Source organism: Vibrio sp. 10N.286.51.C3, assembly GCF_003050065.1.
Classification (GTDB): domain Bacteria; phylum Pseudomonadota; class Gammaproteobacteria; order Enterobacterales; family Vibrionaceae; genus Vibrio; species Vibrio crassostreae.
Genome location: NZ_PIGC01000020.1, coordinates 1 through 21,119 on the forward strand (window position 1 = coordinate 1; position 21,119 = coordinate 21,119).

Annotated in this window: 21 protein-coding genes; 14 read left to right on the top strand and 7 right to left on the bottom strand. The window is 44.7% G+C overall.

Features of this window, described 5'->3' with window-relative positions; genetic code table 11:
• Together CWO27_RS18900 and CWO27_RS18905 are read right to left on the bottom strand one after the other, a co-directional pair.
• On the bottom strand, window positions 1–611 hold a 611-nt coding region (locus CWO27_RS18900), incomplete at its 3' end, for an alcohol dehydrogenase catalytic domain-containing protein (RefSeq protein ID WP_181359718.1).
• Between the two features lie 617 nt (window positions 612–1,228).
• The gene (locus CWO27_RS18905) at window positions 1,229–2,422 is read right to left on the bottom strand and encodes a C45 family autoproteolytic acyltransferase/hydolase (protein WP_107899381.1); all 1,194 of its coding nucleotides are present in this window, start codon (window positions 2,420–2,422) and stop codon (window positions 1,229–1,231) included.
• Between the two features lie 134 nt (window positions 2,423–2,556).
• Between CWO27_RS18905 and CWO27_RS18910 the strand changes: the two genes are divergently transcribed.
• From CWO27_RS18910 to CWO27_RS18920, 3 genes are all read left to right on the top strand, one after another.
• Window positions 2,557–2,973, top strand: a complete 417-nt coding sequence (locus tag CWO27_RS18910) for a helix-turn-helix domain-containing protein (protein WP_048663813.1) — start codon at window positions 2,557–2,559, stop codon at window positions 2,971–2,973.
• 294 nt (window positions 2,974–3,267) lie between these two features.
• Entirely contained in the window at window positions 3,268–3,612 is a 345-nt protein-coding gene (locus tag CWO27_RS18915; protein ID WP_107899382.1) for a DMT family transporter, read from the top strand.
• Between the two features lie 225 nt (window positions 3,613–3,837).
• The gene (locus CWO27_RS18920) at window positions 3,838–4,509 is read left to right on the top strand and encodes a sel1 repeat family protein (RefSeq protein ID WP_102433411.1); all 672 of its coding nucleotides are present in this window, start codon (window positions 3,838–3,840) and stop codon (window positions 4,507–4,509) included.
• Window positions 4,510–4,605: 96 nt separating this feature from the next.
• Here CWO27_RS18920 and mpaA read toward each other — a convergent pair whose 3' ends face one another.
• Window positions 4,606–5,325, bottom strand: a complete 720-nt coding sequence (gene mpaA / locus CWO27_RS18925; protein ID WP_102433410.1) for a murein tripeptide amidase MpaA — start codon at window positions 5,323–5,325, stop codon at window positions 4,606–4,608.
• A gap of 143 nt (window positions 5,326–5,468) precedes the next feature.
• Between mpaA and CWO27_RS18930 the strand changes: the two genes are divergently transcribed.
• The 4 genes from CWO27_RS18930 to CWO27_RS18945 all read left to right on the top strand — a co-directional run bounded on the left by CWO27_RS18930 (window position 5,469) and on the right by CWO27_RS18945 (window position 9,680).
• The gene (locus CWO27_RS18930; protein WP_107899383.1) at window positions 5,469–7,094 is read left to right on the top strand and encodes an ABC transporter substrate-binding protein; all 1,626 of its coding nucleotides are present in this window, start codon (window positions 5,469–5,471) and stop codon (window positions 7,092–7,094) included.
• A 431-nt stretch (window positions 7,095–7,525) separates the two neighbouring features.
• Window positions 7,526–8,575, top strand: coding sequence for an ethylbenzene dehydrogenase-related protein (locus tag CWO27_RS18935; RefSeq protein WP_102431979.1), 1,050 nt, complete (start codon window positions 7,526–7,528; stop codon window positions 8,573–8,575).
• A 79-nt stretch (window positions 8,576–8,654) separates the two neighbouring features.
• A complete protein-coding gene (locus CWO27_RS18940; protein ID WP_102431980.1) occupies window positions 8,655–9,254 on the top strand; it encodes a cytochrome C in 600 nt (199 codons plus the stop codon).
• A 15-nt stretch (window positions 9,255–9,269) separates the two neighbouring features.
• The gene (locus CWO27_RS18945) at window positions 9,270–9,680 is read left to right on the top strand and encodes a cytochrome c3 family protein (RefSeq protein ID WP_102431981.1); all 411 of its coding nucleotides are present in this window, start codon (window positions 9,270–9,272) and stop codon (window positions 9,678–9,680) included.
• A gap of 12 nt (window positions 9,681–9,692) precedes the next feature.
• Here the strand turns inward: CWO27_RS18945 and CWO27_RS18950 are convergent, their stop codons facing one another.
• On the bottom strand, window positions 9,693–9,872 hold the full coding sequence (locus CWO27_RS18950) for a hypothetical protein (protein ID WP_102480815.1): 180 nt from the start codon (window positions 9,870–9,872) through the stop codon (window positions 9,693–9,695).
• A gap of 139 nt (window positions 9,873–10,011) precedes the next feature.
• Here CWO27_RS18950 and CWO27_RS18955 point away from each other — a divergent pair, with 139 nt between their 5' ends.
• The 7 genes from CWO27_RS18955 to CWO27_RS18985 all read left to right on the top strand — a co-directional run bounded on the left by CWO27_RS18955 (window position 10,012) and on the right by CWO27_RS18985 (window position 17,645).
• Window positions 10,012–10,896, top strand: a complete 885-nt coding sequence (locus tag CWO27_RS18955; RefSeq protein ID WP_102431983.1) for a LysR substrate-binding domain-containing protein — start codon at window positions 10,012–10,014, stop codon at window positions 10,894–10,896.
• A 102-nt stretch (window positions 10,897–10,998) separates the two neighbouring features.
• A complete protein-coding gene (locus CWO27_RS18960; RefSeq protein WP_102431984.1) occupies window positions 10,999–11,883 on the top strand; it encodes a carbohydrate ABC transporter permease in 885 nt (294 codons plus the stop codon).
• Between the two features lie 23 nt (window positions 11,884–11,906).
• Window positions 11,907–12,854, top strand: a complete 948-nt coding sequence (locus CWO27_RS18965; RefSeq protein ID WP_102431985.1) for a carbohydrate ABC transporter permease — start codon at window positions 11,907–11,909, stop codon at window positions 12,852–12,854.
• A gap of 6 nt (window positions 12,855–12,860) precedes the next feature.
• Complete coding sequence (locus CWO27_RS18970) at window positions 12,861–14,141, top strand: extracellular solute-binding protein (protein ID WP_102431986.1); 1,281 nt, start codon at window positions 12,861–12,863, stop codon at window positions 14,139–14,141.
• Between the two features lie 104 nt (window positions 14,142–14,245).
• Window positions 14,246–15,727, top strand: a complete 1,482-nt coding sequence (locus CWO27_RS18975; RefSeq protein WP_102431987.1) for a CehA/McbA family metallohydrolase — start codon at window positions 14,246–14,248, stop codon at window positions 15,725–15,727.
• Window positions 15,717–16,451 (top strand): HAD family hydrolase, encoded by a 735-nt coding sequence (locus CWO27_RS18980; RefSeq protein WP_107899384.1) that lies wholly within the window; start codon window positions 15,717–15,719, stop codon window positions 16,449–16,451. The genes CWO27_RS18975 and CWO27_RS18980 overlap by 11 nt, the downstream gene beginning before the upstream one ends.
• Window positions 16,452–16,508: 57 nt before the next feature.
• Entirely contained in the window at window positions 16,509–17,645 is a 1,137-nt protein-coding gene (locus tag CWO27_RS18985; RefSeq protein WP_102431989.1) for an ABC transporter ATP-binding protein, read from the top strand.
• Between the two features lie 114 nt (window positions 17,646–17,759).
• Here CWO27_RS18985 and CWO27_RS18990 read toward each other — a convergent pair whose 3' ends face one another.
• From CWO27_RS18990 to manA, 3 genes are all read right to left on the bottom strand, one after another.
• Entirely contained in the window at window positions 17,760–19,175 is a 1,416-nt protein-coding gene (locus CWO27_RS18990; protein ID WP_055319106.1) for a fructose-specific PTS transporter subunit EIIC, read from the bottom strand.
• A 13-nt stretch (window positions 19,176–19,188) separates the two neighbouring features.
• The gene (locus CWO27_RS18995) at window positions 19,189–19,629 is read right to left on the bottom strand and encodes a PTS sugar transporter subunit IIA (protein WP_017069783.1); all 441 of its coding nucleotides are present in this window, start codon (window positions 19,627–19,629) and stop codon (window positions 19,189–19,191) included.
• A gap of 248 nt (window positions 19,630–19,877) precedes the next feature.
• The gene (gene manA, locus CWO27_RS19000) at window positions 19,878–21,095 is read right to left on the bottom strand and encodes a mannose-6-phosphate isomerase, class I (protein WP_102530135.1); all 1,218 of its coding nucleotides are present in this window, start codon (window positions 21,093–21,095) and stop codon (window positions 19,878–19,880) included.
• Window positions 21,096–21,119: the final 24 nt, after the last annotated feature.

A 21,119-nucleotide genomic window follows, 5' to 3' on the forward strand; every position in this document is an offset into this window, starting at 1 on the left:
AATACAGCAACGTTGTCGCCTTTTTCAACTTTAGCTGTGTTCAGTACCGCGCCCATACCTGTTGTAACGCCACAACCTAGAAGACAAACTTCTTCAAGTGGTGCTTCTTTGCTTACTTTTGCTAGTGAGATTTCTGGAAGTACTGTGTACTCAGAGAAAGTAGAACAACCCATGTAGTGGAAGATTGTCTCACCGTTGATAGAGAAACGGCTTGTGCCATCTGGCATTAGGCCTTTACCTTGAGTTTCACGAACCGCTTGGCAAAGGTTAGTTTTACCAGACTTACAGAATTTACATTCGCCACACTCAGCAGTGTAAAGTGGGATAACGTGATCGCCAACTTCAACGCTTGTCACGCCTTCGCCGATCATCTCAACGATACCGCCACCTTCGTGACCAAGAATAGAAGGGAAGATACCTTCTGGATCGTCACCTGATAATGTGAATGCGTCAGTGTGACAAACACCAGTCGCAACGATACGAACAAGTACTTCGCCAGCTTTTGGCAGTTCAACGTCAACCGTTTCACGCTTTAGTGGCTCGCCCGCTTTCCAAGCAACCATAGCTTTGGATTGGATATGAGTTTGACCAGGTTTGATTTCGATAGTCATTGGATGCTTCCTTTATATGTCAGTACAGCGGATAACTTTGCAATTAAGTTCAACTCGTTAAGAGTAGTCGAGCTTAAATGTTTCCGCTCTCTCGTTTTGTTGGAGCTAGTATAGATGTCACTCTAGTTTTTGATAATCCCTCTAAATGGAAAATGATTATTACGTATTTGTAATAATTGGTATATTAAGAAGGGGGGATAGGGGACGTTCGTTACTCAGAGAACCTAAGGACACTGTAAACAGGAACTATGTAGGTAAGGTATTTATTAGAAATAAATACGACGTGAGATTTTCGCTTATTTTCTCGTGGTAAGTTCAAACATGTTCGTTTGCTGGTCATTTCCACTGTGTCATTGGCTTCTCATGTGGACGAGTTACACATCAAAGCCTCTTCGTTTTGAAAATATTCAGTAATTCACAGTAACTACTCAAGGCTTGATGGCAAAGTCCATGGAGGACCTATTCAAAGTATGGACTTTTACATATGAGTCGTAACGTTCAAGTGGGGTGCTCGGGTCACCTCACTCACGTTAATTGCATATTCGCTTTCTAACAACGATCAACGCTCATCGGGTTGATCACTGTTACCTAAGTCGGCTTTCTATTATGCTTTGTGCTTACTTGTCTAAACAAACACGTTGGAAGTCATTCCAATCACCCACACCTGGAGCGACTTCTATACAGCCTTCTTTTGTATCCATAACTGCTGTTAGCGTGGAGATAAAGTCAGAGCCATAAGCGGCATGCTGCGCAATCGGCTTCGTATTAAGTACATACTTAGCAGCCTCTACATTGCCTTCTGGTGTGTTATCAATGAACTGCTGAGCAAACTCTGCGCGCCACTCAGTGTAAGCGGTTGCAACCGTACGCTGTTTACTCTTCTCGCCAAGCCCCACAGACTCAGCGAATGCTTGCAATACGCCTGGACGCTCAGAGTGATTCGCATGACCGACACCTGCAGGACGTTTTATGACGTAGTTCTTACCGTCGAGCATCTCCACGCCCACCGTGTTACCAGTACTGTCCGCAAAGTTAAAGTGGGATGCCACGACAGTACGGTATTGGTCTAAAATCTTCTCTGCATCATCAACACTCTTGGCGTTTCGCACTAGGTAGTTTTGAAGTGTACCAAGCTCAATAGCGTTGTCTGCTTCATTGCCTATACCCTTAGAGTCGGTACCTTGGAAGTTAATCACAACCCCAATATCTTTACCTAGTGTTTGACCTGAACCATAAAATCCTGATGCCATCACCTGTACATAATCATCAGCTTGTAAAACCCAGTAATTACCACCAGATAACGAAGGCGTGTCGTTTACTTGACCTACAACACCAGTACCTGAAAAACTCACTGTTGTGCATCCGCTTAGCGCAGACTGGGCAGTCGAAGCTAATGCCGCATCAAGCTGTGATAGTGTGAACATGGTTTTTAACGAAATCCCGCCCACTTTGGCAAGCGCGTTAAGAACTTCGAAGTAGTCGGGATTAAGCTTTTGAGAGTTCCTTAAAACCTTCATTGAATCTCTCTCAAACTTGACCACATCGATGCCTGCTAGTTTGTAGACGTATTTCGCTTCCTTAATACCACGTCGTACTTCTTCACCGACCTGCTTTTCAAATAACTCAGCATAATCAGCCGATTTTACGCCACGAATATCAACAATAGGTAAACTTTCTTGCTGAACAAATGCTTGCGGCGCATAGTAAGGCTGATGGACATCCAAACCTGGTACTGGCTCAAGAGAAATCGCGTGAGCTGAACCTGAGAGTGCAAGTGCGGTAGAAAGGATTGCGCGTTTAGTCATTTTCATATTGTTTTCCTTTATGTATTTGATTCATCATTTGAGACAACTCATACCTCTATGTCTGGCTATTAAATTATCATTTCAAATTTCCGAAATTCAGATAGCATTACTCGAGTAATTCCAGAAAACGGACAATCGTAATGGCAGAAATAGAAACAGAAGGGTTTGAATTCTTCGGCGTTGAAGAGACGGTCTTTCGAAGAATGGTGATAGAGCGAATCGAGGCGCTCATGGTTCAAGAAGGGTTATCTAAGAATTCGCTGGCTAAAAAAGCAGATATTGGCCGCTCAGCGCTTTATGAGAAGATGGATAGAGAAGCGAAAAGTCACTTCACCATTTTGGACTTTTTCCGAATCGCCAAAGCGCTTGATGTCAGCTTGCTGCAGTTGTTCCCAATGACCCAATTAGAGCGATTACATGGAGGGCAATTGCCTCTTTCTGCCAGTACACTTAAATTTCTCGACCTCATGCTTGCAGCCCCCAAAGAGGACATTGAGTTTTTAGCCAATTTTTACGCATCACTGAAAAAGCGCGATCAGCTCAACGGGGAGCAATAGCTGAACACATATTCATAATCCATAAACTATCAGTCCGTCTTTTCCTAATTATGGAAAACCTTGGGCTATCTATGAATTGCTAATTTAGGGGAAGCTGTAGCTCCCTTTTGTCTAAAAATGAGTTAGCAGGCTCTTTTATTTTGCATGCAGATGAATTATCTAAGACCAATTCATTGAGTTTCTTGGTTAAGATCTTTTAGGGTACGTCATAATAATTGCTTACTGAAAATCGCATGAATTGGAAATAAAACTACAATATTCTGAGCGCCGTATTTTACAGTTGTGGACTCAAACATGCTTTTATCTCTCCCACCACCAGTGATGCTATCACTCGCCATCGTGCTTGAAGTTGTCGCCACTTCTTTATTACCTAAAACGCAGCAATTTACTTCTTTACCGGCCACGGCCGCGGTATTGATTAGCTACGGTTGTGCCTTTTATCTGTTATCTCTCACAGTGCAAACCATGTCTTTGGGTGTGGCGTATGCGATTTGGTGTGGGGCTGGGATTGTATTAGTCGCAGCACTGTCTTGGCTGGTTTACGGGCAGAAACTCGATATCTACGCGGTGATTGGGATCGGTTTGATTCTGTCTGGCGTAGTGATCATCAACCTGTTTTCGGAGTCGGTGAGTCATTGAGCTTTATTTAGGTCACACTTATTAATTTAACAGATTGATTTTTATTTTTATTTTATAAATGTGGATTGTATTATGTAATTATGAAGCACGGACTTTCGTGGTATAGAAGTTGATATTTGTAACCTCTCTTAGTCTGCACACACATGATAGTAATCGGATAACATAAGTTGTTCCATTGTACAAACCGAACTCATTTCAATGCACTATATGACTTTTGGACATTTGATGTATAAAACATTATTTTTTTTGTTAGGAGTATTCACTTCACTGCAAGTTTTTGCTGAAGGAGATATAAGTTGGGTTAACGCAACAAATAAGTATTCTTGTACTAAGGAACTAGAGACCTGCTTCTTCGATGACTTTACTTCAGAGGAAGACTCTAAGGTGGTTGACGGTATATTTGTATATTTGGACAATATAAATTACCTAAGTGGTTTCTACAGCAAAAAAAAGTTCTTAGAGAAGTTAGAAATTATCTCTAAAACAAATGAAAACTATGCTTTTTTAATCGAAGCCAGTATTTATTACCATGGGGAGGGCTTTGTTCGCAACCTTGATAAAGCAATCGAAATTGTCGAGTCTAGCCCTTTTTATAATGAAAATGATCCCGACCAGATGTCTATCCTTGGTCTGAGTTATTATTTTAAATTTACAGAAGCAAAAGATGCACCTTTAGATTGGTATTTAAAAGCTAAAAACTATCTGAAAAAGTCTTATCAGCTAGATGAAAACTATGTAACAAGAGAATTAGCATTTTCTCTAATTAAGTCTAGCAATTTACAAGATCTAGAGTTGGCAGGGGATATTTTCAGAAGATTTTCTGAGATTGGTGATGAAGATGATGTGTATAACTATGATGTATATCTTAAAGGCATGAAGCAGCTCCAAGAAAACTAATAATGATCTACATTATCAATATTGGATTCCGAGTTAGAGGGATCTTTTATGCCAATGCCAATGCTAATTTCCGAGTGAGCTAATTCTCTATCGAAGCTATGTTCGAAAATAAGTCAACTTACCCCCCAACACCGCCACAAACGCATCCAAATACTGTTCGATAGTCAAATCTGAAGAAACTGGCGGTAGTTCTACGGTAATACACGGTAGGTTTCTTTCTTGGCACCAAGTGCCGAATGAACCTGGGGTTTCGTAATCAACGTCTTCGACGAGCGGTAGGTTGAATTGCTTGCCTAGCCAAATGGCGAGCTCTGATTGAGTTGGGTCGTCGACCATGGCGAGTGGCTCGTGGAAAGATATGACGAACTTAGGCTGGCGCTGCTCGATGAGGTCGATCAGTGATTGTACTTCAGGTTCTAGCTGGTCGGTTTGCCCAGTTTTTACTTTTACATCTCTGACTGGTGTATGTGAACTCCAGCGATAGACGGTGCCGTTTTCTGTCCAGTTTTGAGTCGGAAAAGCGCGGTTTAAATCAACTTGGTTGGCGTTGGCGCGAGTGCCGAGTTGATTGCCGTCTGGGTTCATCGATAAAATTACATCGTGTCGTAAGTTGGGGGCAGGCAAACTTCTTAGCGCGCAAGACAAACCTGCGATAGAAGCAGTTTCATCGCCGTGTGTGCCTGCTAAAAGCAGCCCGCGAGACTCACTTTCTACTTGCGCGGGGAAGTAGAGCAAGGGTGCGCCCAATACCGACTTTCCATATGGCAGCGGCTTTATTGAAAATGCAGCTCTTTCCGTTCTTGGAATTAAACTCACCTTTATCTCCTGATTGATCAAGTACTATCAAGTATTAACGATTACAAAAACTGCTTAGATAAACGAAAGCATTAAAACTCGTCAACAGTCGCATTGTTAATTTTATTACTTGCTTCAAAGATAGGCTAGGAGAGCAAAAACATATGGATTTTAAGAAACACTCAACGGCGTTACTCATTTCATCTCTATTGACCCCTTTTATCTCAGTGACTGCCGTTGCTGATACATTGCCAGCGGGAACTTCTCTGGCGAAAGAACAACACTTAGTTCGTGCTAACGATGCAGAAGCTGCGACGCTTGACCCTGCAAAAGCAGAAGGCTTGCCGGAAATGCACATACTACGCGATCTGTTTGAAGGATTAGTGATCCAAGATCGCGATGGCAATATCACCCCAGGAGTTGCGGAATCTTGGGAAACCGAAGACAACAAGACGTTTGTATTCCACCTACGTAAAGACGCTCAATGGTCGAATGGCGATCCGGTGACAGCCGATGATTTTGTGTATGCGATAAGACGTGCGGTCGACCCTAAAACCGCATCGCCAAACGTGTGGTATCTCAAGCTCACCAAAATCAACAACATCGCTGACGTGGCAGAAGGTAAGAAGCCCGTTGAAGAGTTAGGTATCTCTGCAGTCGATAAACACACGGTGAAGTTCGAACTCGATAGTAAAGTGCCTTACTTTGTGGCGATGACGGGCCACACATCCATGATGCCCGTTCATAAGGCAACGCTAGAAAACAGCGACAAGCCGTGGAGTGACCCTAAGCAGTTTGTCGGTAATGGCGCGTTTGTTTTGGATGAATGGGTGGTTAACGAACGCATTGAACTGAAGAAGAACCCGAAATACTGGGACAGTTCAGATACGCACTTAACCGAAGTGACTTATATTCCGTTTGAGAATCAGAATGCCTCGATTAACCGTTATGCGGTGGGCGAAGTTGATATCACTTCTGACGTACCAACACACATGGCGCAGCAGCTCAAAACCAAATACCAAGATGCATTTACTGCGGTACCTTTGCTGTGTACCTACTACTACGCGTTCAATACTACACGTCCTCCATTCGATGATGCGCGAGTACGTAAAGCCGTGTCGTATTCTATGATGCGTGATGTTATCACCAATGGCGTCACTCAGGTGGGTAACCTGCCGGCTTATACCTTTGCTCATGAATATACAGCAGGGTTTGATGCGACTCAGCCTGAATACAGTACTTGGACTCAAAAGGAGCGCGACCAAAAAGCTAAAGAGCTACTCAAAGAAGCGGGCTACGATGCGTCTAATCCGTTGGATTTCAAATTACTGTACAACACCAGTGAGTCGAACAAGTCGATTGCAGTGGCGATTGCATCAATGCTGAAAGGTAATTTGGGTGCTCAAGTCGAGCTTGAAAACCAAGAGTGGAAGTCTTACTTGGTGTCACGTCGCCAAGGTGATTTTGATGTGATGCGCGCTTCTTGGTGTGGTGACTACAATGAAGCATCGACTTTCTTGAGCTTATTGCGCTCTGAGTCTTCAGGTAACTTTGCGCGTTACAACAATGACAAGTACGACGCTGCAATGGACAGCGCACTGTCAGCAACCAACGAGCAAGATCGCCAAGGCTTCTATGATCAAGCGGAGCAGTTACTGGCTGAAGACATGCCTATCGCACCCATCTATTACTATATGCAAGCTCGCCTAGTGCGACCGAGTGTTGGTGGCTTTGCGAAAAACAATGTAGAAGGACGTATCTATTCTAAGGATCTTTACATCAAGGAATAGGTGGGCCAAATGCGAGTTCAGACATATCAGGACTAAAATATGATAGAGCTAGGAAATAGCGCATAAAGGTCAAAAACAGAAGAAAAGGGACGTTGAACATAAATATATGATTAACGTCCCTTTATTATATCTCTATTTTAGATAATGCTACTTATAGGGAGTTTTAGCTGCCTATAAATGAACGTTGAAGCTCGAAATTGATACTAACCATTATTATTTGTGAATTAGTTAAGTATAGCTATCATAATGCTATTGATATTTATAATATTTGAGATTTTTTTAAAAAAGTGATTATCTATTTATTGAGTTCTAAATATCTATTTTTATATTTTGTCTATTTGTATTTAAGTTGATGTCGATCAATTGAAATAAACTCATTCATTCCTACGCTTAATTATATAAATAGAGCAATAGGATTTAGGAGGGTAATAATGAAGTACTCAATGATGACGCTATTAGCCGTGGTTGTACTTACGATCATTCCAGCCAGTGCTGTTCACGCAAAAGATAAGATACTAGAGAGCAGTAAGCTTGCCTCAAATATAGTTATCGATGGCAACGTTGATGCCGTTTGGGAGCAAGCTAAACCACTGACACAGAAGGTGAACAAATTACCGTATAAACCAAATAATGGCTATGAAGGCATTAAAAAAACCAGTGTGGAAATGAAGTCGATGTATGACAATGAATACATTTACTTCTTGTTTACTTATGCCGACCCGACCAAAAGTATTGACCGCTTTCCTTGGGTTAAACAAGAGGATGGGTCATGGAAGCAGTTGAAAAATAAAGATGATACTGGGCACGACAATACTTACTACGAAGATAAATTTGCGGTTTATTGGGACATCAATGCTGAAGGCTTTTCTGAGAAAGGGTGTAATGCTGCATGTCACAGAGCTAAAAAGGGTAAAAATGCAGGGCGTGATGATAAGAACCCAGCACGTAAATACACCAAGCAGGAAGACGAGTTTATTGATATGTGGCACTGGAAAGGTGTGAGAACCGCGGTTCATAATCAGCTCGATGACCAATATGTTGATAGTAATACCGATCCAAAACAAAACAAAGGTTGGGGACGTAAAGGAGACAGCAAAACGGGGGGTGGCTACGTTAATAACGTAAAAGACGGTCAGCCAGCCTATGTATCAGATAACTTAACCAATGAAACATTACTTATTTTAGACTCAGAGAAGAAGCCGTTTACAACTGACTACAATAAGTTAGACCGAATTCCAGGGTTAACGGGTAAGCCATTTACCGGTTCCCGTGGTGATATCGAAGTCGGTGCTATTTGGAAAGAGGGTGTTTGGACTCTGGAAATGAAGCGTAAGCTTGTAACTACGGGGGAAAATGCAGAAACGCAAGATGTGCAATTTGACGATTTGAGCCAATTATATCCATTTGGTGTTGCGGTTTTTGATAACTCTCAAATTAATCACATATACCATCGCGGTGTGTTAAACCTTGAGTTTAAATAATTATAACACTCGTAACTAACTGAAATGATTTGTGTCGAAATAATCGGCTCAAATCATTTCTTAACAGAAGAGTACTATTATGGTCAAAACAGTTACTCAATATGTTTCTTATTTATTTGTGTTGACCACGTTGAGCATATTCTTTATGCCGCTACCACTCTGTTCTGAGTCAACAGTTCAGAATCCCGCTGTGCATAATGTAAAACCGTTTTCTAGCCAAATTACCAATGAAGCGGAAATGCAGACTTTAATAAAGGAAAATAAGCGTTGTATACGGTGCCATCAAAAAAAGCGTCTGCTTAAAAATATTAATGCCATCGCTTCTGTAGGCGCACATGCCAGTACTGAGTTTTACAACAACTGCACGGCTTGTCATGGCAGAAAAGGTTCTCATCCCAAAGATTCTGATGTGGTAAGTGTGATTCCATTCGATGATCATATCGACTTGCCAATTTTCGAGCAAAACCAAAAGTGTATCGCTTGTCATTCTCCTGAAAGCTTGAGGGTCAGTGAGTGGACTCACGATGTACATGCCACCAAATTGACATGTTCCAATTGTCATAATTTACATCGCGATTCAGACCCGATTATCGGTATCAGTAAGAAGTTCCGTATTGGGTTATGTGCAACCTGCCATGAAGCTATTCTGCGTGAGAAAGAGCTTAAGTCGCATCGGTAAGAAGGAGCCAGTTTTATGAGTACGACTAGATATTTAATTAGTGTGTTACTTGCTGGAGTATGCGCACTGGTGGTCGCTGAAGATTTACCTAATCCAGATGAGCATAACCTTGCGAATATTCACCTAAAGGATGAAACATGTGCGGGTCAGTGCCATCTAGACGAAGAGCCTTCTGACGATCTTGAGTTTGAATATAACAGCTGCGTGGAGTGTCATGATGATTTTGGTCACCTCGAAGGGCGCCAGCATAATTTAAAGCACAAAGAGAGCGAAGAGATGGAGTGCGTCGAGTGTCATCTTCCCCATGAAGAATTTGATCCTAAGGACACTTGTACCGACTGTCATGATGAAGAAGACGAAGAATTATCAGACTTTTATTCAGTTAGGCTAGAGCGCTATTTAAATACGTTTAGCCTTGATTTCTAGAAACTCATTATATTAAAAAGTAGAGCCGGGCACACTTACTTTAGATGTGATGGGTTTACTCTCTTCAACGTCTTTAAGCGGTGCTGCTTCGCGAATATCGGCACCTACTAGAGCTGCGTTATTGCAAAGATCAATAGATAAGTCTGATGCGAACTCGGCTCTAAGACATAGCGAAGCTAAGACATCACGCATAACAATTAGAAATAGAGAAGAGGGACGTTGATCATAAATATCGGATCAACGTCCCTTCGTCATTAATCTGTAACGGTAAGCGCAAAAAACTGAAACCTGACTGAAGTATTTTTCACTTTTATTTCAATCAGGTGAAGCCATGTTACCCCCTCTACGTGCCCTTGTTGCGTTCGAAGCTGTTGCCCGCCTCGGTTCTATTGGCGCTGCTGCGCGAGAGCTTTGTGTTACGCAAGCTGCGGTGAGTCAGCAGCTTAAAAGTTTAGAAATCTTTCTCGATACCACACTGTTTGAACGCAGCTCCAAAGGCGTAAAGTTGACGTCGGCTGCCCAACATTATCAACCGATTGTTGCGGGCTCATTGGCTCATCTGAAACTACAGACTCAAATCCTGTTTGGGGAAAAAGAAACCGACGTTTTGAGCCTGCGCGTTAATCACACCTTTTGCCATAACTGGCTGCTACCTCGCCTGCCATCTTTTTATCAAAAATACCCTTTTATCAGGCTCGATATTCAGCTGGTGGATTGGCCATCAACCAACCCTTGTCAGAATGTCGATATCGAGCTGACCAACGGCAAAGTCGAAAGCGAAGACACCCATTGTGAGCGACTGTTTCAAGAACACTGGCAGTTAGTGTGTAGCCCTCAATTCAAATCCGATCATCAAGAATTACTCAGCAAGCATGACTTTGCTGCTCTGCCGACGGTTCAGGTGAAAGGCTACCGAGAGAACTGGCTGCAATGGCTTGGGCATAACCAATTCGAGATGACCTTACCTAAGGTTCTGCTCGAAGTGAGTAACTCTCTGCATGCCTTAGAAGCGGTTAAACATGGCATTGGAATGTTGCTCGTACGCTCGCTCGCGGTGTCTGAATTGCTCAAGAAAGAAGACCTTGTGTTGGCAAACGAATCCTCGATGCCTGCCGAATCTGCCCACTATCTGATTACCAAACACAGTCGCAGCGCCAAGGTGAATTTCTTCTGCGATTGGCTCTATCACCAAATGGAAGACGGTGAACTGGAGTAAAGATTTTCTTATGGATAGCCATAAAAAAAATGAAGGGCGCTCTTACTAACCTGTCATAAAAAACACTTAGTTTAACCGCATACAAATAAGGACGAGGTCACCATGAGTGCTTTCTCACAACCAATGAAAAACCGCTTAAAGGTACTGTTATTTACCGCACCGTTGTTGGTGCCACTGTTTACTTTTTGGCTCGTACCATTTGGTTATTCAATTTATATCAGCTTTACCGATTGGGATTACATCTCGCCAGATTATTCGTTCATCGGTTTAGAAAATTACGAGTACATGGTTGAGGACTACGAGTTCATTCAAGCGGTGCTCAACACGTTTTGGTTCTCTGCCGGAGTGGTGATTCCAACCATCATTCTTGGTCTTGTGTTTGCCATGTTGCTGCACAAAAACTTCAAGGGTAGCCAGTTTTATCGTGCTGTGATCTTCTCGCCTTGGATCACGCCAACGGTCGCGGTGTCGATTGTTTGGTCTTGGGTGTTCGAGACGAAGTCGGGCTTGGCAAACCACTTGTTAGAGTCTGCAGGGTTTAGCGCGATTCCATGGTTAGAGAACGGAAACACAGCCTTGATTGCGGTAATTATCGTTACGGTGTGGCAGGCGATTGGTTGGACGATGTTGTTTTACATCAGTGCGATCAACAAGATTCCAGAGTCACTGTATGAGGCTTCTTTGATCGATGGTTGCAGTAGCTTAACGCGCTTTTTGAAGATAACGCTGCCCCTGATTTCTCCAACCACATTCTTCTTAGTGGTGGTCAATATTATCACTGCAATGCAGGCGTTCGATCAGTTCCAGATCTTAACGCAGGGCGGGCCGGGTGGTGAGACTCGTACCTTGTTGTACTTATTCTACCAACAAGCATTTGAACGTTACGAAATGGGACCTGCAGCCGCGACATCGTTAGTGATATTCCTGATTACTGGATTGTTGGCACTTATTAATACCTACATCGGCAAGCGCTGGGTGTACTACTAGTCGATTTTTGAAAGGACAGAATTATGACCACGCAAGTATTGGATGCCAATCAAGTATTAAATCAGAGGGCAGCTACAACCAAAGTTAAAGCCCAAACCAAAGCGACGAAATCAGAGGTTGCGTCAAAGACAAATTCAGTGGATCGCCGTTCGTTCCTCGCACTGGCTAAGCACCTGTTCTTGGCAACCTGTGGAACCATCATGGTGTTTCCGTTCTTATGGATGCTGTCTGGCTCGCTGAAAAGCAACGATGAGATCTTTGCTAACCCGCTGGACTTGATTCCAGAACATTTCCGTTGGGAAACCTTTGTCGAAACTTTTCACAGTGCGCCGTTTGGCTTGTACATCTTCAACAGCTTTAGCGTGGCTTTGTTTACGACTCTATTGGTGATTGTGAATTCCGCGATGTTTGCATACGCGCTGACTCAGCTGAAGTTTCGCTCGAAGACGGTGCTCTATTTCATCGTGATGGGTTGTTACATGCTGCCGGGCGCAGTGACTTACATTCCGTCTTACATCACCTTGGCAAAACTGGGTTTGTTGGATTCACATATGGGCTTAGTGGCGTCGAATGCGGCGTCGGTTTTCGGCGTGTTTTATCTGCGCCAAGTGTTTATCAAGGTGCATCCGTCGCTGATTGAAGCGGCACGAATTGATGGTGCAGGTGAGCTCAAAATCTTATGGGCAATCATCTTACCGCAATGCCGAGCAGCAGTCGCAACACTGTTCCTCATCACTTTTATTACCAATTACAACAGCTACATGTGGCCAAGTCTGGTGATTACGACTCAGGATTTAAATCTGATCGCTACTGGTATTCGTCACTACTTTATTGCCGAAGGTAACTATGGGTTGAACTGGTCGCAAATTATGGCGGCGAGCACCATTGCAGTATTGCCTTTGTTAATTCTATTCGTCATTTGTCAAAAGACGATTCTTTCAGGTATCGCCGATAACGGCGTAAAAGAGTAAACGGAAATGAAACTAAAAACTCTCGCACTAGTGTGTGCTGGCGCAGCAAGCGCGTCTATGTTCTCTAGCAGTGTTCTTGCCGCTACCGAAGTTAACTTTTGGTATTCCGGTGGTACTAAGCCACAGCAAATGATGACTAAGCTCATCGAAGAGTTCAATGCGAGCCAAGATGAGTATGTGGTGAAGCCAGCATTGCAAGGTAACTACACAGAAACCTACCAGAAGCTGCAAGCCGGTTTAGCGTCGAAAACGGCACCTGAACTTGTTCTGTTAGATTCAGGCCGTGCGGAAGCGATGCACGGGCGTGGTCTGAGTCGTGACCTAACGCCGTTCATGGATGAAGAGTTCAACTTCTCTGATTTCATCGGCGCGTTTAAAGATCAAGTGACGGCAGAAGATGGCACTATCATCGGTCTACCTGCTTACGGCACAACTCAAGTGTTCTACTACAACAAGCAGGTGTTGGCAGATAACGGCTTTACTGAGCAAGATCTAAAGACATGGCAAGGCGTGGCTAAGGTCGCAGAGAAAGTCACACAACGTGATGAGAAAGGTAATGTGACCTTCTACGGCTGGGAGCCGATGTGGGGTCAAGACAACATGATTGATGCGGCATTTTCTAACGGCGCTAAGATCATCAGTGATGACGGTAAGAAAGTGCTGATTGACTCTCCTGAGTGGGTTGAGGTTTGGGACAGCTTCCGTAAGTGGATCCACGATGATCAAATCATGCGTATTCACTACGGTGGTCAAGGCTGGGAATACTGGTACAAAACCATTGATGATGTGATGAAAGACAACGCACTAGGCTACACCGGTTCATCGGGTGACCAAGGTGACTTGGACTTCACTAAGCTTTCAGCAACCACGCAACCAGGTTGGGGCTCAAACCCTTCTGCACCACAAGCGGGTGCGCTGGTTTACGTAATGCCAAAAGGCACAGATGACGCAGCGGCCAAAGGTGCATTCGAGTTTGTTGAGTTCTACACCAACGCGAAAAACACCGCGGCATGGTCGATGTTTACGGGCTACATCCCAGTGCGTAACAGCGTTTCTGAAGTTCCAGAATACCAAGCGTTCACTAAAGATAACCCACAAGCTCTGATCCCGCTAAAGCAAGCGAACACGGCGACCAAAGATTTCCTAGACCCTACCAACGGTAAGATCATGGATGCGCTTAAGGTGGCTGCAGACCAAATTCAAATCCAAAACGTGCCTGCTGATAAAGCGCTAAAACAAGCAGCTAAGAAAGCACAACGTGCACTAGACCGAGCGAATCGTTCTTAATCTGTAAAGTGGTTAAAACTATCTTTGCATGCATAAAGGCCCATCTATTCGGGTGGGCCTCTTTTTGACCCAGTCCTTCAATTAGGACGAATTTGGTGAAGACAATGACCCAATTTCAAGGTGAGCTGCCGTTTGGCAGAGTACGTATCCCCTTTGATGTGCCAGCAGGTTCTCACAGCGTAACCATTATTGGTACGACGGTGACAAAAGGGTTCCTATACGCAGCAGCCTACGATCCCAACCAAGCATTTCGTGGCAAAGTGCTGTTTGAAAAGACGCACAAGTCACTCACCATCCAACCGGAAAACTCAGGCCTAGGCGCGATTGATGGAGCGATTCCATCGGGCGAGTGGTTCTTAGAACTCTACAACCTTGAGGGTGAGTTTCGTACCGAACGCGCGATGCAGTATCAAGTCGATGTGCTTTGCTCTGATGAATTAGTTAATAACGATGTTGAGCTAGAACTGAACCCAACAGTCACAACTGAGCACGATATCGAGTTTGATTACAGCTACATGCTGAGTTCTGATTCTCGCTGGTATCGTGGCGATTTACACGCTCACACTCAGCTTTCTGATGGTCACAATACCTTAGCCGCGGCTAAAGACATTGTTGAATCACAAGGGCTCGATTTTTTCTTCTTTACAGAGCACAACATTTGCCAGCCCAAGCTGCCTGTATCAAATCAGTGTTTGTTCTTACCGGCGTTAGAAGTCACGACTGATCTCGGGCATTTCAATGTGCATGGCCCGGTTAAGTCTTTGGATCTCAGAAACGTTGAACACAGCAGCCAAGCGACGATGGAAGCTGGATTGAGCTTAGCTAAAAGTGGACACAATGGCGGACACAGTTCCCTCGGCATTAATCACCCGATGATGAAGCCGTGGCATTGGCAATACGATCAAGTAGAGCTCAGCCAAGTGTCCACGTTTGAAGTGTGTTGTGACCCAACTTGGTCGACCTCACCGAAAGCAACGGAAGAGGCGTTATTGGTTCTCAATGAAATGTGGAATTGTGGTCAGCGAATCACGGCGATTGGCGGCAGTGATTCACACCTTGAGCCCCATGAACGCAACCCAAAATCCGATGAGCCTTCTATCTATGGCGATCCATCAACATTCGTTTACAGCCATGGTTTGAGTGGTGAAGGCATCTTGTCCGGTTTGCGTAACGGCCAAGTGTACTTAGAGCGCCGCTGCGGCTTGAAGTTTGATATCAACTTAGGCGACTTGCTACCAGGTAACGATTCTCAAGGGCTGGCTCTGACTTATCGTATTGCTGTCACTGACTCAGAAAACCCCTATTACGCGGAGTGCGTTGTGGATGGCGAAATTGTCGACCGAATCGCTTTGAGTGATGAGCTACAAAGTATCCATATTGATGAAGGGTACCGTTGGTGCCGTGTCGATATTCGTCGTGGGGAGCTTTCTTCAGCACTAATCAACAGTACTCAACCTTCATCTAACGAGCATGAATTTGAAGGCTGCATCAATGCCGTATTCGACGGCAAACAACCAGAATTTAACCAACCCCTAGTGCGTACTTGGGGAGAACTAATGGAGCGAATGAGCCGTGATGAAGTTTAAGGCGATGTTATTTGATAAAGACGGCACATTGTTAGAGTTCCACAAGATGTGGCTTAACGTTTCTCGTGGTGCCTGTGAGCGTGTGAAATCTTACAGTGACCAGCATCAAGGTAATCAAACTGTCACACCTGCTGAGTTACTCTTGGCCATCGGCGTGGAAGGTGATGTGGTTGATAACTATGGACTATTAGCCTCAAACCCAGTCGAAGATACCGCAACAGCGTGGTTCAAAATGCTGCAACCGAATGTCTCGCTCACTGAGTTTACTAAGGTGACCAAAGCCGCTTTCAATGACGAAGTGGAAGAGAACCCAAGCTGGATTGAAGCCCTTCCGGGTGTGACTGAAAAGCTTGGCCTGTTTAAGCAGCAAGGCATGATTTTAGGCATCGCGACTGCGGATACCAAAGACTCAACCATCTACACACTGGAGCAATCGGGTTTGAGCGAGATGTTCGATTATGTCGGTTACTCCGATGGTGATATCGAACCTAAACCTGCGCCAGCACTGCTCAATGCATTCTGTGAACAATGCGGTATTGAGCCTCATGAGGTGATCATGTTTGGTGACACGGTTTCGGATATGGAATTTGGCCGCAATGCAGGCGCAAGCAATGTCGGTGTTCTGACGGGGACTGCACAACACAGCGAGTTAGAGCCTGTGGCGGATCTGGTTATCGCATCGGTTGCCCACTTTGAGCTCAATCAACTGCAAGAACGTGGCTAAAACGTTTCACGACAGATTGCAAAGATAGTATTTAACGAATTGATTTAAGGACAGGTTATGGCTGAAGTCACACTGAGAGGGGTAGAAAAAACCTACCCAAATGGTTTTAAGGCCGTGCACGGTGTCGATCTGAATATTCGCGAAGGTGAATTCATGGTGTTTGTTGGGCCGTCTGGCTGCGCAAAATCCACCACACTTCGTATGATCGCAGGCCTTGAAGATATCTCAGAAGGCGATGTCTACATTGGCGATAAGCGTGTGAATGAGCTGCCACCTAAAGATCGTGGCATCTCGATGGTGTTTCAGAACTACGCGCTTTACCCGCACATGTCGGTGTACGAAAACATGGCTTTTGGCCTTAAACAACAGAAGCTGCCAAAGCATGAAATCAATGAGCGAATTGAAGATGCAGCCAAGACTCTCGATATTGAACATCTGCTAAATAATAAGCCGGGTGAAATGTCGGGCGGTCAAAGGCAGCGTGTGGCTTTAGGTCGTGCGATGGTGCGTAAGCCGGATGTCTTTTTGTTTGACGAGCCGTTGTCTAACTTAGACGCAAAGCTACGTGTGTCGACTCGTGTCAGCATTGCGCAGCTGCACAACAACCTGAAGCAAGAAGGGCAGAACGCCACCATGATCTACGTGACACACGATCAGGTGGAAGCCATGACTCTTGGTGACCGGATCTGTGTATTGAATCAAGGTGAGATCATGCAAGTCGATACGCCAATGAATCTTTATCAGTACCCAGCCAATAAGTTTGTTGCAGGCTTTATTGGTTCGCCAGCGATGAATCTTATCAAGGTGAGAGTGGACGAGATTGACGGTGTGATGAACGTGATATCGGAAAGTGGTACACGTTGGACGCTACCACAAGATAAGCAGGCTATCGCCCGTGAGAAACTCGGTGAGTGGTTGTGGTTTGGTGTTCGCCCTGAGCATATCCAATTGGCCAACCACGATGCCCCATTGTCGGAGGTGAATACTCAAACGCACAGGCTAGATGTTGTTGAATCCATGGGTAATGAGCTGTATCTCTACTTCAAACTCGGTGCTGACAAGCTGGTGGCTCGTGTACCTTTCGATGCAGATCGAATTGCAAACAGCGGTGAAGAGACAGTGCTCCACTTTAATACGCTACAGTGTCACTTATTTGATTTGGAAACCGAAGAGACGCTCGTTCCTAAGAGCTGATTCTGTTGCTCCTACGAGTTATTCTGTAAAAAGAAATCCCCATTCATTGACTAGACGAATGGGGATTTTAGTTACTAGGGGGTAGTAATTTTTATCTTCTAACTTGTTTCAGGTTTAAATAGCCACCATGTCCGCGGCTTTCTTCATCGCTTCTTTGGTTGAACACTCAATCACATTCGCGTTTGCAAAGCGGTGAGCGTCTTTCACTTGGATATCGTGAGCTAAGATAACTAGCTTCGCGTTCGCTACATCTAGGTCGGTGATGCGGTTCTGAATACCGTTTTGACCTTGAGTTTCTACCTTGATCTTAAGGCCTGCTGCTAAGCCTGCTTTTTCCAGTGCTTTCGCTGCCATGAAGGTGTGTGCAACACCTGAAGGGCAACATGTTACTGCTACGATGTCGTACTCGCCTTCGCCTGCTACAGGTGCTGTTTGAGCTTGAACTGGCGCTGCTTCAACCATGTCATCTTCTGTTTCTACTGCGACTGGTTTCCAGAAGCCAACGATAACCGCTGTTGTCAGTGAACCTAGCGCAATACCGACGACGTACATTGGAATGTTGCTTGATACTGGCGCAGTGATTAGGCCGCCCCACGGTGCGTGCAGTAGAACGTCTGTCATGAAGCCGAATACACAGCCCACGATACCACCGGCAACGATTGAAGGAAGTACACGCATTGGGTCGTTTGCTGCGAATGGGATAGCACCTTCCGAGATACCGATAGAGCCCATGATTGCCGCTGCTTTACCTGCTTCTTGTTCTTGTTTAGAGAACTTATTTTTGAATAGGAACGTCGCCAGTGCCATACCTAGAGGTGGTGTACAAATCGCGATGCCTACGCCGCCCATTAGCCACGGTTGTGTGTCTACTTGAGTTTGAGCAAATAGGGTCGCTACTTTGTTGATAGGGCCGCCCATATCAAACGCAGTCATACCGCCAAGGATTGTGCCCAGAACCATCTTAGATGCGCCAGCCATTGAAGCTAAGAACTCGTTCATAGAAGACATGAACAGTTTGATTGGCTCACCGATGCCCCAAAGAACGATACCTGCAGAGATTAACGTGCCTAGAAGTGGGTAGATGAAGTAAGCACCCAGCGCCGTCATGTTCGCAGAAAGCGGGATCTTCTTAAGTTGGAACACCACGCCACCGGCGATAAAGCCTGCCACGATACAACCAAGGAAGCCGCCGCCCATGTCAGCCATGATGCCAGAAGAGATCATCGCAGGAGCTAGTGCGGGTTTGTCTGCAATTGAGTAACCAATAAAGCCGCCAAGAATGATTGGGAAAAGAACAAGGCCCTTGATACCGATATTAGAGATGTCTGCCAGCAAACCGTCGGCTGGAACCGCACCTTTGCCTGATGCCATGACCGCTAAAGCCAGCAGAACACCACCAGCTACGATGAAAGGCAGCATGTGTGAGGTTCCGAAAAGCAGGTGGCCTTTCATGGTACTAAGGATTTTTTTAAAGTCGCTACTACTGTTTTTATTATTGGTATTCGTAGCTTGAGTTGTTAGGGTGCTCATAATTTTCTACGCCTTATGAATTAATTAAAATATTAAGGATCTGTTGTTCGTCTTTTGCGTTATGGATATCTTGAATAAATTCATCGCTGAATTTTCCAAATAGTTCTTGTAGTACATAAATATGATGGTCAGCACCGTTATCCGGAGAGGCAATCATAAAAAATACGGTTGGATTGATGCCGTCTTCATCGCCATACTCGATACCTTGACGCTTAACACCGACAGCAATGGCAGGCTCAGTTACAGCCTTGCTTTTTGAGTGTGGGTAAGCGATGCCGTCCATTGAGGTGATGCTTTGAGATTCACGAATTTCAATGTCTGCCAAGAAGGCTTCTTTACTGCTGATTCGGTTGTTCTCAAATAACATGCTTGCCAATTCTTCAAACAGTTCTTTTTTATTATTCGCTTTAAGGTTGTTATTAATTAAGTTGACGTTAGTTAGCTGTGTGATCATTTATTAACTCATTCACTCTTGAAGTTCTTGAATTAAAATTAATGGATTAACCCGATTCGCGAAATAGCAAATAAAAGCCCTTCACTGTACATTTGTATCCAGCAAAATTAAGTGTGATTTGCATCATTCATCCAGTGTGAGATGGGTCATATTTGATGGCGTTTTTCGGTGTTGAAATAACTTTTTGTAGGAACAAAAATGCCCCGCAAAAGCAGGGCATGGATAGTGTGTGATTAGTGGTGATGGATCTAGCTGTAAGCGCGCGCTACGCGTCCAGCGCAATCCAGTTTGTAACTCTCAGCATAAGCAGGAATGAATACCGACTGGCCTTTCTCTATCACGCAGGTTTCACCGCATTGGTGAGTGAGCACCATAGATTCGTCGAGCGGCAGTAGGATCTCGGCACCTTCGGTGGTGATTTTTCTCTGATGAGAATTCTGCACGATAGAGAACTTGAAATCCTCGACCGGAATGTCGTACTCCATCACATCACCTTGCTCAATCGGGCTGAGCAGTAATCTATCCGCAGGTTTTTCATTAAATCGAGTACAAGAAACCAGTTCATTCACGTCCATGTACTTAGGCGTTAACCCTGCACGCAGCACATTGTCTGAGTTCGCCATGATCTCTAAGCCTGTGCCCTTGATGTAAGCGTGAGGGGTTTCAGCATCCAGATACATGGCTTGCCCCGGTTTTAGGGTAATCACGTTCAATAGCAGCGGAGCGAACAAGCCGACATCACCTGGGTATTGAGCTTCAAGCTCTGAAATCAATTGGAATACACGTTTATCTGAAAGCTTAGCCTTCATCAGCAGCATGGTTAACGCCATGCCTTTTTGCTCGCCTTCCAGAGACAGCAAGCTTGCAAAGAAGCTGGCTAATCCATTGGGAGTTTGGTCGTCCGCGAGATCGTTCACCATCGAACACAACTCTGGAATATCAAGGTAATGGAAGTGCTCAAGGATCTCGCTGATTGATCTAAAACCATTCATTGCGGTGTAGTCGGTTAGGGCATACACCAGTTCTGGCTTGTGGTTGGGATCCTTGTAGTTGCGGTTGCCAGCGGTCATCGGAATGCCTTGCTGCTCTTCTAGAGCATATCCAGATTCAGCTTGTTGTTTATTTGGGTGTACTTGCACCGATAGCGCTTTCTCTGCTGCTAACACCTTGAATAGATATGGTAGCTCACCAAAACGACTCGCGACTTTCTCGCTTAGAAACAGGTTTAGGTTCTTGGAAATAAGGTTCGACAACGTGGTCTGCTGCCCGTTATCAGTCACCATTGAGCAACCATTCGGGTGAGCGCCCATCCAGATCTCTGCTTGTGGCTCACCAGACTGGTTATCAATACCAAACAGTTGGCTAAACGAAGAAGGACTCCCCCATGCGTAGTTTTGAATCACGTTGGTCATAGGGTAGAAAAAGCGTTGTACGAACGAGTCGTTCGCTAAAGAAAAATCAGACATCGAAATCACCATGAAGGGAAACAT

Bases quoted from the DNA above. Each gene is read 5' to 3' on its own strand.
- CWO27_RS18980 (WP_107899384.1), top strand. From the start codon at position 15,717: ATGAAGTTTAAGGCGATGTTATTTGATAAAGACGGCACATTGTTAGAG.
- manA (WP_102530135.1), bottom strand. From the start codon at position 21,095: ATGTCTGATTTTTCTTTAGCGAACGACTCGTTCGTACAACGCTTTTTC.
- CWO27_RS18995 (WP_017069783.1), bottom strand. From the start codon at position 19,629: ATGATCACACAGCTAACTAACGTCAACTTAATTAATAACAACCTTAAA.
- CWO27_RS18970 (WP_102431986.1), top strand. From the start codon at position 12,861: ATGAAACTAAAAACTCTCGCACTAGTGTGTGCTGGCGCAGCAAGCGCG.
- CWO27_RS18975 (WP_102431987.1), top strand. From the start codon at position 14,246: ATGACCCAATTTCAAGGTGAGCTGCCGTTTGGCAGAGTACGTATCCCC.
- CWO27_RS18955 (WP_102431983.1), top strand. From the start codon at position 10,012: ATGTTACCCCCTCTACGTGCCCTTGTTGCGTTCGAAGCTGTTGCCCGC.
- CWO27_RS18920 (WP_102433411.1), top strand. From the start codon at position 3,838: ATGTATAAAACATTATTTTTTTTGTTAGGAGTATTCACTTCACTGCAA.
- CWO27_RS18960 (WP_102431984.1), top strand. From the start codon at position 10,999: ATGAGTGCTTTCTCACAACCAATGAAAAACCGCTTAAAGGTACTGTTA.
- CWO27_RS18935 (WP_102431979.1), top strand. From the start codon at position 7,526: ATGAAGTACTCAATGATGACGCTATTAGCCGTGGTTGTACTTACGATC.
- CWO27_RS18910 (WP_048663813.1), top strand. From the start codon at position 2,557: ATGGCAGAAATAGAAACAGAAGGGTTTGAATTCTTCGGCGTTGAAGAG.
- CWO27_RS18985 (WP_102431989.1), top strand. From the start codon at position 16,509: ATGGCTGAAGTCACACTGAGAGGGGTAGAAAAAACCTACCCAAATGGT.
- CWO27_RS18940 (WP_102431980.1), top strand. From the start codon at position 8,655: ATGGTCAAAACAGTTACTCAATATGTTTCTTATTTATTTGTGTTGACC.
- CWO27_RS18990 (WP_055319106.1), bottom strand. From the start codon at position 19,175: ATGAGCACCCTAACAACTCAAGCTACGAATACCAATAATAAAAACAGT.
- CWO27_RS18915 (WP_107899382.1), top strand. From the start codon at position 3,268: ATGCTTTTATCTCTCCCACCACCAGTGATGCTATCACTCGCCATCGTG.
- CWO27_RS18905 (WP_107899381.1), bottom strand. From the start codon at position 2,422: ATGAAAATGACTAAACGCGCAATCCTTTCTACCGCACTTGCACTCTCA.
- CWO27_RS18945 (WP_102431981.1), top strand. From the start codon at position 9,270: ATGAGTACGACTAGATATTTAATTAGTGTGTTACTTGCTGGAGTATGC.
- CWO27_RS18965 (WP_102431985.1), top strand. From the start codon at position 11,907: ATGACCACGCAAGTATTGGATGCCAATCAAGTATTAAATCAGAGGGCA.
- CWO27_RS18950 (WP_102480815.1), bottom strand. From the start codon at position 9,872: ATGCGTGATGTCTTAGCTTCGCTATGTCTTAGAGCCGAGTTCGCATCA.
- CWO27_RS18930 (WP_107899383.1), top strand. From the start codon at position 5,469: ATGGATTTTAAGAAACACTCAACGGCGTTACTCATTTCATCTCTATTG.